Source organism: Prosthecobacter sp., assembly GCF_044373815.1.
Classification (GTDB): Bacteria; Verrucomicrobiota; Verrucomicrobiia; order Verrucomicrobiales; family Verrucomicrobiaceae; genus Prosthecobacter.
In genome coordinates, this window is sequence record NZ_JBIPNG010000261.1 from 1 (window position 1) to 9,290 (window position 9,290).

General features: G+C 59.9%; 9 protein-coding genes. All 9 read left to right on the forward strand.

The features are described from left to right. On the forward strand, positions 1–695 hold a 695-nt coding region (locus tag ACIREA_RS19520; protein WP_397384017.1), incomplete at its 5' end, for a metal-sulfur cluster assembly factor. A gap of 167 nt (positions 696–862) precedes the next feature. Continuing rightward, positions 863–1,297 (forward strand): FxLYD domain-containing protein, encoded by a 435-nt coding sequence (locus tag ACIREA_RS19525; RefSeq protein WP_397384018.1) that lies wholly within the window; start codon positions 863–865, stop codon positions 1,295–1,297. Positions 1,298–1,420: 123 nt separating this feature from the next. Beyond that, entirely contained in the window at positions 1,421–2,725 is a 1,305-nt protein-coding gene (locus tag ACIREA_RS19530; protein WP_397384019.1) for a Gfo/Idh/MocA family protein, read from the forward strand. 733 nt (positions 2,726–3,458) lie between these two features. Continuing rightward, a complete protein-coding gene (locus ACIREA_RS19535; RefSeq protein ID WP_397384020.1) occupies positions 3,459–3,881 on the forward strand; it encodes a DUF4442 domain-containing protein in 423 nt (140 codons plus the stop codon). Further along, a complete protein-coding gene (locus tag ACIREA_RS19540; protein WP_397384021.1) occupies positions 3,878–4,474 on the forward strand; it encodes a DJ-1/PfpI family protein in 597 nt (198 codons plus the stop codon). Before ACIREA_RS19535 ends, ACIREA_RS19540 begins: the two co-directional genes overlap by 4 nt. After that, positions 4,471–4,845, forward strand: coding sequence for a nuclear transport factor 2 family protein (locus ACIREA_RS19545; protein ID WP_397384022.1), 375 nt, complete (start codon positions 4,471–4,473; stop codon positions 4,843–4,845). Before ACIREA_RS19540 ends, ACIREA_RS19545 begins: the two co-directional genes overlap by 4 nt. Positions 4,846–4,851: 6 nt before the next feature. After that, positions 4,852–5,130 carry a pentapeptide repeat-containing protein gene (locus ACIREA_RS19550; RefSeq protein WP_397384023.1) on the forward strand — a complete coding sequence of 93 codons (279 nt, stop codon included), beginning with the start codon at positions 4,852–4,854 and terminating at the stop codon, positions 5,128–5,130. Between the two features lie 32 nt (positions 5,131–5,162). Then, on the forward strand, positions 5,163–5,624 hold the full coding sequence (locus ACIREA_RS19555) for a GNAT family N-acetyltransferase (protein ID WP_397384024.1): 462 nt from the start codon (positions 5,163–5,165) through the stop codon (positions 5,622–5,624). Positions 5,625–5,752: 128 nt separating this feature from the next. After that, on the forward strand, positions 5,753–9,290 hold a 3,538-nt coding region (locus ACIREA_RS19560; RefSeq protein ID WP_397384025.1), incomplete at its 3' end, for a hypothetical protein.

Sequence of the window (9,290 nt, forward strand, 5' to 3'; positions counted from 1 at the left end):
CCGTCGGCTTTGCCAACAAAGACAGCAAGGATTCCTTCGTCGCCCTCTATCTCGAGCACACCGCCCAAGGCATGCCCGAGCCCCGGCATTCAGGCTCGCCGCAAATGTTCTACCGCTGGCACGGTCATGTCTGGAGCCGCTATCCCTTGCCCCAAAAAGTCGTGCCCGCCGGTGCCGTGCTCCACCAAAAGAACGCCTACGTCGCCATCCCCTTCACCGCCACCGAAGGCCCCGCGAAGCTGGAAGCCCTGCGCCATTGCCTCGCCAATCCGCTCCACCTTTCTCCCGGCGAAATCCCACGCAACATCACACCGCCCAAGCCCACCACACGCCTCGCCCGACCCGGTGAAGCCGGCGACAGCCCCATCTCCAAACAAGCCCTGTGGGAAGCCCTGCGCGAATGCAAAGACGAGCAGTTGTACACCGCCGACATCAGCATCGTGGATCTCGGCCTCGTGCACGACATCCGTGTCCGTGGCGACACCGTCCACGTCATCATGTCCATGCCCCATCGCGGCCGCCCCCGGCTCGGCTTTTTCACCTTCGGCTCCGGCGGCAACTCCAAACCCGTCGAGCCCCAATTACTGAAAGTCCCCGGCGTCAAACACGTCGTCGTCGAACAAGTCTGGGACCCCGCCTGGTCCTCCAACCGCCTCACCGACGAAGGCCGCCACAAGCTTGGCCTGGAGGGGTAGAGCAAACAATGTCGGGTATATCATCGAATGAAACACATGCAGGCAACGGCTCGCAAGACATCGGTTGTGTGATGAACTCCTGCCGTTTACCCATCACCTGATCCGGGCTTTCTCTCAACCAGCACACCGCCCGTGCAACAACCCTCACGAATCCTATGATTGCCAAGATGAAGTGTTCCAACTGTGGTGCGGAGATGTCGAACCTCAACATGTCTTGGGGCAAGAAGCAGCTCTGGTTTATCATCCCCATCATGCTTCTCGGCTTCCTGCCAATGATCAAACTTTTCTGGTTCAAGGCAGAGCCCGCCAAAGAACTTACCATCACGGAAATTCAGCAACGAACAAACGGCAGCGCGCTTGAGATTGTGGGACTTCTCACAAACAACGGCACGCACACGTTTTCGAGTGTCACCGTTGAGGCCGAGTTCTACGATGCAGCAGGAAACTTCATTGATGAGGAGACCAGCTATGTTCGTTCCGACATTGCCAAAGGAGCCAAGGAGCATTTCAAGATCACCGTGAAAACACCCCCGGCCCAGGCGAGTCTGCCAGACTCAAAAATGGTCGTGAAGGTCACGGGCGGACACTCGATGCCATTCTGAAGTCACTCACAGCCATCATCGGCCAAACAGGATCGGTGAAAAATGCCATTCACTTGCCCCGTCTCAATCCCGCGCACTTACGCAGCCTCTGCGTGTAAGCCATTCAAGCATCGCACTCGCTCCATGACAAACCGTCGTCACTTCCTCAGCAAAACCGCCGCTGCCTTCGCCGGTGTGCAAATCCTCCCGCGTTCTGTTTTCGGAGCCAATGAAAAGCTCAACATCGCTTTCGTCGGAGCCGGCGGCAAAGGCTGGCACGCCGTGCAAAGCCTGCAAAACAACGACAGCGTGAACTTCGCCGCCTTTGCGGATGTGCATGAAGCCCGGGCCACCGAGTCACGCAAAGCCAACCCCGCCGTGCCCTTTGTGTCAGACTTTCGCAAGATGCTCGATCAGCACGGCAAAAGCATCGACGGCGTCATCATCTCCACACCGGACCACACACATCACTTCACGGCCAAGACCTGCATGCAGGCCGGAAAGCCAGTGTACCTCGAGAAGCCGCTGACGCACAGCATCGCCGAGGCGCGGGATTTGATGGCCCTGGAGCAGCAGACGAAGCTCGCCTGCCAGATGGGAAATCAAGGCCACTCCGGCGGCGGCATTCTCGTTCTCGAAGAATGGGTGAAAGCCGGCGTTCTCGGACATGTGAACGAAGCCCACTGCTGGGCGGGCCCGATCTGGAGCTACCCCGATGCACGCCCTGCGGAGGAGCCAGTGCCCGCCGGCCTTGATTGGAATCAATGGCTCGGCCCCGCCGCAAGTGTGCCTTACAGCTCCAAATATCTGCCCGCACAGTGGCGCGGCTGGTTTGAGTTTGGCAACGGCACGCTCGGCGACTGGGCCTGCCACAACATGGACGCGCCGTATCACGTGTGGGGTCTCGACTGCCCCAGCCGCGTGGAGATTGAATCCTCCGGCCCCAGCAAGCTCTCCTTCCCAGCCAGGGTCAAGATCACCTACACCTTTCCCGCCAGCGCCACTCGCGGCGAGTTCAAACTGCATTGGTACCACGGCACAGACCACGCCCTGAAACGCCCGCCAGAACTCGAGGCCACGCGCGCCTTCCCAGATGGCGGCACGCTCATTCACGGCAGCAAAGCCACCGTCCTCATGGGCACCCACGCCGGCACACCACGCGTGATCCCCGAGGCCAAGATGCAGGAGCTCAGCACCTCACTGCCCAAGGTGAACCTCAAGCGCTCCAACCACTGGGACAACTGGCTGCTCGCCATCAAAGGCCAGGAAACCTGCCGCTCCAACTTCGCCTACGGCGGCCGCCTCACCGAGACCATGCACTTTGGCAACATCGCCCTGCACGTGAATCGCAGCCTCACCATCAACCCCGCAACCCGCAGCATCATCGGCGACGAAGAAGCCACCGCCCTCATGCACGGCCCCGCAGCGCGTGAAGGCTGGAAGGTGTGAGAAAGCCAGCAGCACATGCCCCGCGAGAAATCGCGCTCATGTCACCCAAAACTGTGCCTGCGCATATTGCTTGAAGTACGATAGACACTCCTGTCTGTCGATCAGCGCTTTCCAATTCACCCCAGACCGAAGGACCATGTCCATCGCACTTAACAGAGTCTTCAGACAGGCCACCTCAGAATTTAAAGTACTCTAAGGGCCCCCTCAGCCTTTTCACCGGCTTCGCACCCAGCTGACGTCGCTTCTTCGACGCAAAAGCTATCTGAAGTACGATGGACACTCCTGTCTGTCGACCAGCCCCACCGCAATCCTCCGCGCCCACGCCCATCCCAGAGCTCAAACTCAACGCCCCAAAATCAGAACCACCTTCCGCGCTTCCATAACAGCCGTCTGCGTTCTCCAAGTCTCTCGCGGTGCAAAAAGTTCTCTCCTCTCCGCCTCCGGTCATTCCTTTGCCCACCATTCCTTTGCCGAAAACAGACCCATCCTTTCGTCCAGCACTCCCTCAAAGCCCCCTTCTTTGAATCCTCAGTTTCCGTGTATTCCGTGGTTAAAAAGTCCGTTCCCCTCTTCCTCCGGCCATTCCCTTGCTCCCCATTCCTTTGCTAAAAACAGACGCTTCCTTCCCCCAAAAACCCTCCTCTTTTTTCCACCTCTTTCCTCTTTTTCGGCCACTCCCTCCCGCTCCGAATTGACGAGTTGAACACCGCCAGCGCGCCCTCCACCATGCCCCATGAAGCACAGCGTCACCGAGCTCCCCTTCAACAGCTTCCTCGGCCTCGAATCATCCCCCGATCCCGCGCAACTCCTCCGCCTTCCAGCAGGCCCCCACTACCTCAACCACCTCGGCACCGTCCACGCCAGCGCCCAGCTCGCGCTCGCCGAAGCCTCCAGCGGCGAATTCCTCCTGCGTTCCCTCGGCCCCGACTCCGGCGTCATCCCCGTCGTCCGCCGCCTCGAATCCAAATTCCGCAAACCCGCCAACGGTGCCCTCACCTCCACCGTCACCACCCCACCCGAAACACTGGATCAACTCCGCGCCGATCTCGCCGCCAAAGGCCGTGCCATCATCAGCGTCGCCGTGGAGCTCCACGACGAATCCGGCACCCACTCCCTCTCCGCCACCGTCGAGTGGTTCATCACCAAACTTCCATGAAAGTCGGCATCTTCATCTATGACGACATCGAAGTCCTCGACCTCGGCGGCCCCTTCGAAGTCTTCTCCGTCGCCACCCGCGTCAAAGCCCGTCTGGAGCCCGGATCTCCGCCGCCCTTCAATGTCTTCACCATCGGCGAAACCACCGCCCCCATTCACGCCTGCGGTGGCCTCATCGTCACTCCCACCTTCTCCTTCGCCGATCATCCGCCCATCGATCTCCTCCTCATCCCCGGCGGCATCGTCTCAGCCGAACTCAAAAAGGAAAAGGTCATCCACTGGATCGCCACCACCTCCGCCAAAGCAAAGCTCACCGCCAGCGTCTGCACCGGCTCCTCCCTCCTCGCCCAAGCCGGCCTCCTCGATGGCAAACATGCCACCACCCACTGGGCCGACATCGACGACATGAAATCCATGTTCCCCAACGTCACCGTGGAAAAAGATGTTCGCTGGGTCGATCAAGGCACCCTCATCACCTCCGCAGGAATCTCCGCCGGCATCGACATGGCCCTCCATCTCGTCTCCCGCCTCGAATCCGAATCCCTCGCCCTCACCACCGCCAAACAGATGGACTACCGCTGGATCAAATCATGAACACTCTCACCTCCCCCGCAGACCTCATTCAACGCCAGCTAGACGCCTACAACGCCCACGACCTCGACGCCCTCCTCGCAACCTACGCCGAAGACGCGAACCTATTCGAACACCCCGCCACCCTCCTCGCCTCCGGCCACTCCCAGCTCCGCGCCCGTTTCGCACTCCGCTTTCAAGAACCCAATCTCCACGCCCATCTCCTCAACCGCGTCCTCATCGACCGCTTCGTGGTCGACCACGAACGCGTCACCCGCACCTTCCCCGACGGCACCGGCACCATCGATCTCGTCGCCACCTACGAAGTCGTTGACGGCAAAATCATCAACGCTTGGTTTCTCGCCAGCCCCAAAACACTCGACTCACAAACCTGAACTGCCATGCCATCCAAAACCGAAAACGCCGACCTGAGTGATGCCGAATTCATCAACACCCGGCTCAGCTCCGCCAAGTTTCACGATGTGAATCTCTCAGGAGCCCGGTTTGTCGATGTGAATCTGTCCTCCGCACATTGGGAGGACGTGAACCTCACTGGCACAGTCATCTCCAACGCCAACTGCTCACACATGAGCATCGCCAACGCCTGCTACGAAGGCATGCGCATCGACGGCATTCTCGTCACCGATCTGCTGCAGGCTTATCGCAGCCAGTCGTCATGAATGATCAACGCCAACCCAACGCCGGTTGGACCTTGACCAACGCATCCGATACCTCAGCCCCCGGCTGCGACCTCGTACGCCAATGGCTGCGCGAGCACAACGGGGCGGTGAATCCGACATTCATGGAGAAGCTGCAACAGCCTGAGCACGCATCCCAGCCCCTCATCCTTCTCACTCATGCCGACGGCGAAACAGTAGGCGGCCTCTTCGCTGAAACCCAGCTATCCTGGCTGCGCATCTCCATCATGGCCGTGCATCCCGACTGGCGTTCCAAAGGCATCGGCTCCGCCCTCCTCGCCGAAGCCGAACGCCTCGCCCTCGAACGCGGCTGCAAGCATGCCTATGTTGATACCATGGAATATCAGGCCCCTCAGTTCTACTTGTCCCATGGCTTTGAAAAAGTCGGCCAGATTCCCGACTGGGATTCACATGGACATAGTAAAATGTACTTCTCCAAAGACTTGCATCTGCCATCCAGCCGTCACAGCGCCTGAGGAACGGCCCTCGATAGAACGACGGCTGCTTTTCTTAGGCAATGGTGAATTTTTAGCTCCCCCCTAAAACCTCAGGTTTTGCTTGTTAAAACAGTATCCATTCGGTTCAGATTGCACTGAACCTTCGCATGCCGTCAGCTACCCACCTGCTTTTTTTGAACTTCCGCAGCGTCATCCTGACGCTGACGGTCTTTTTTCCTTGTCTGCTGCAGGCGCAGTCGCCGTCAGCCACAACGCATGCGGCGACGAACGTGAGTGATCTCTCCGCGACCTTGAACGGCATGATGAATCCTGGCGGCGTAAGCAACTGGGTGTATTTCCAGTTTGGCACCACCACCAGCTACGGACAGGCCATTCAATCGGCGCCCTCCTCGGTCACAGGCTATGCCAACGTGACAGAATCTGTGGTGGTTTCATATCTGCTGCCGAACACAACCTACCACTTCCGCATGGCGACTGATCCGGCAGGCATGCAAAGCCGTTACGGTGCCGACATGACCTTCACCACGGGCCCGCCCGCCACCCCTCCAATCACCGGAACCGTTTTCACGAAAAATATTTATGCAACAGGTGCGCTGGTCGAGTGCCGGGTGAACAGCGGCAGTTCGCAGTCGACGGTTTCCGTCCAGTATGGTACGACCCCGAGTTACGGCTCCACCGCAACGCTGCAGAATCCCACGGTGCCGATCTCAAGCTACAGCGACACATCCACGGGAATCAGCGGGCTGCAGCCAGGCACCACGTACCATTACCGCTTCAAGGCGGTGAACACAGAGGGCACGACCTACAGCGAGGATGCGACCTTCACCACCCTCGAAGCTCCGGTCATCACCACGGGCGCGGCTACTTCGGTGACGGATCTCTCCGCCGTCCTCAACGGCACCGTCGACGGCAAAGGCGGCGATTATACCATCTACGTACAATACGGCCCCACCACGGCCTACGGCCAGTCACGCCAGGGCAACAATATCTCTAGCTTCACGACGGGGCCCCAGCCGTGCAGTGCGAATCCGACGAACCTCCTGCCAAACACGACCTATCATTACCGGCTCTTCGTCACCGTGAGCAACACCCTGACCTGCCATGGTCAGGATGCGACCTTCACCACCGCCGCGGCAGGCACGCCGCCTGAGGTACAGCCTTACGGTGCCTCAGGGATTGCGCAGACGCCGACACGAGCAGAATTGTTTCTCACTTGGTTAAAGACCGGCAGCTCGGCCACCACCGTCAGCTACGAGTACGGACTCACGGCGAGTTATGGCAGCACGGCGGTAAATCCCACGCCGAAACCGGTGAACACGTTCCAAGAATTCTACGTGGCCGCGGTGCAGCTCACCGGCCTGACACCTGACACGACTTATCATTTTCGTGCCAAGGCAGCCAACACCGAGGGCGTGGTTTACACCGAAGACCAGACTTTCACCACCCGTGTGGCTCCGAACTTGATCAACGCAGGGGAAACAGGCGTCACCGACCTCGCCGCGACGCTGAACGGCACCGTGAACACTCAGGTGCTGCTGCTTGACATATCCTTTGAATACGGCACCACCACAGCCTACGGCTTGTCGGCGTCGGCGGCGTCATCTCTGCGCAATGCAGGCGCCGCTCCCGTGAGTGTGAATCTTCTCTACCTGCTGCCAGACACTCTCTATCATTACCGGATCAAGGCGGTGAACCATGACATTCCCGCCGAAGTTTTTTACGGCGAGGATGCCACCTTCATCACCACCCCCGCTGCCACCATGCCCGTCGTGGAATCGATCAGCACGTCGGACCTGCTCACGCGCTCGGCCCAGTTGCAGTGCTCATCGGTTTACTCCGGCAGTTCGCCCGCGACGGTGGTTTTCCAATACGGCACAAGCATCGCGTATGGCAGCTCAGTGACCTACGACACCACTTTGCCGATGAACTACTCGCAGCCGGTCAAAGTGTCGCTGGGCGGCCTCACCCCTGGCACGACGTATCATGCGCGTGTCGTGGCGACGAATGCGCAAGGCTCCACCACGGGCGACGACATCACCTTCACCACTCCCGCCATCATGCCGCCATCCATTGGGGCTGTTTCAATCCAGCAGGCGCGCACCACCGCAGCTCTGGTGCAGGCGGTGAATGTCAGTGCGGGCAGTGCGGATGCTGACATCGTCTGGGATTATGGCCTCACCACCGGGTATGGCAGCAGCGTGTCCGCCAGTCCCGCCACCATGACGATGAACACCATGGGAACGGTCACCGGCTTGTTCAGCGGCCTGCAGCCCGGCACGACCTATCATTTCCGCTGCCGTGCCACGAGCACGGACGGCTCGGGGACGAGCGCGGACGGCACATTCACAACCGCCAGCGGCCCTTCCCTCCCCGTCACCGGCAGCGCTGTAAGTGTCGGCGATCTCACCGCGATCCTCACCGGCAGCGCCTCCACCACCACCGGCCCTCTCACCTTCTTTTTCGAACTCGGCACCACCACGGCCTACGGCACCATCTTCACCCCCGGCTACGCCACCATCACCAGCGCCACCAGCACACCGGTGTCCTCTCTTGCCACCGGACTCCTTCCCAGCACAACCTACCACTACCGTCTCAACGTTCGCGATGTGGACGACAACGTCTCCAGCGGCGCGGACATGACCTTCACCACCGCCGCACCCGCCACCCCGCCGGTCATTGCAAACATCCAGGTACAGTCCAAGTCGGCCAACGGTGCCACCCTGTATGCTTATGTGGGCTCCGGCAGTTCCCCCGCCACAGTCGAGTTTCAGTACGGCACCACCACCGCTTACGGCTCACAGTTCACATTCAGCACGCCTGTGGGCACCAGCCAGTACGGTGACTTCACCAAAAAAATCCCCGGCCTCGATCCCTCCACCACCTACCACTTCCGCGTCGTGGCGACCAACAACGAAGGCACCACCACCGGCACGGACAACACCTTCACCACACCTGCCCTCCCGGATGTTGTGACCGGCAGTGCCACCAGCATCCTCGCCACCACCGCCACGCTCGGTGGCAGCGTATCCTTGCATGGCGGCAACTACACGATGGCCTTCGACTACGGCACCACCACCGCCTACGGCCAGACAGCGATACCGAGTGTCATCTCCTTTGGCGGTTTGGGAGGTCTCATTATTATAGGTATAGGTGGTGGTGATTCACCGCTAAACATCACCGCCAGTGCCTCGGTCCTGCCCCAAACCGCCTATCATTTCCGCCTCAAGCTGACCGATCCTTATGGCAACAGTTTCTTCGGCACCGACGCCACTTTCACCACCCCCGCAGCCGTCGAGGTCTGGCGCCAGCAGCATTTCGGTGTCACCGCCAACACTGGAGACGCGGCAGACTCTGCCAGCCCCGCGCATGATGGCATCCCGAACCTGATGAAGTACGCCTTGTGGATGAACCCCGCCGACCGGGGTCTGCAGCCGCCCGTCACCGTCCAAAACCACAACAATATCCCTTATCTCAGCCTCACCTTTTCACGCAACCCAAACGCCATCGACCTCACTTACGAAGTACAAGCCGCAGACAGCCCTGCAGGCCCGTGGACCTCAGTGATGACGATCCCCCCAGGCGGCTCCGCTACGGGCCCTGGATTCCTCGACGAAAACATCCTGAGCATCACCACTACCACCTTCCCCTTCGGCAATCCCATTGTGACCATCATCAGTGATACGG

What these genes read in the sequence shown, in the direction of transcription:
- ACIREA_RS19525 (WP_397384018.1), top strand. Translation starts at nt 863, where the DNA reads ATGAAGTGTTCCAACTGTGGTGCGGAGATGTCGAACCTCAACATGTCT.
- ACIREA_RS19530 (WP_397384019.1), top strand. Translation starts at nt 1,421, where the DNA reads ATGACAAACCGTCGTCACTTCCTCAGCAAAACCGCCGCTGCCTTCGCC.
- ACIREA_RS19535 (WP_397384020.1), top strand. Translation starts at nt 3,459, where the DNA reads ATGAAGCACAGCGTCACCGAGCTCCCCTTCAACAGCTTCCTCGGCCTC.
- ACIREA_RS19540 (WP_397384021.1), top strand. Translation starts at nt 3,878, where the DNA reads ATGAAAGTCGGCATCTTCATCTATGACGACATCGAAGTCCTCGACCTC.
- ACIREA_RS19545 (WP_397384022.1), top strand. Translation starts at nt 4,471, where the DNA reads ATGAACACTCTCACCTCCCCCGCAGACCTCATTCAACGCCAGCTAGAC.
- ACIREA_RS19550 (WP_397384023.1), top strand. Translation starts at nt 4,852, where the DNA reads ATGCCATCCAAAACCGAAAACGCCGACCTGAGTGATGCCGAATTCATC.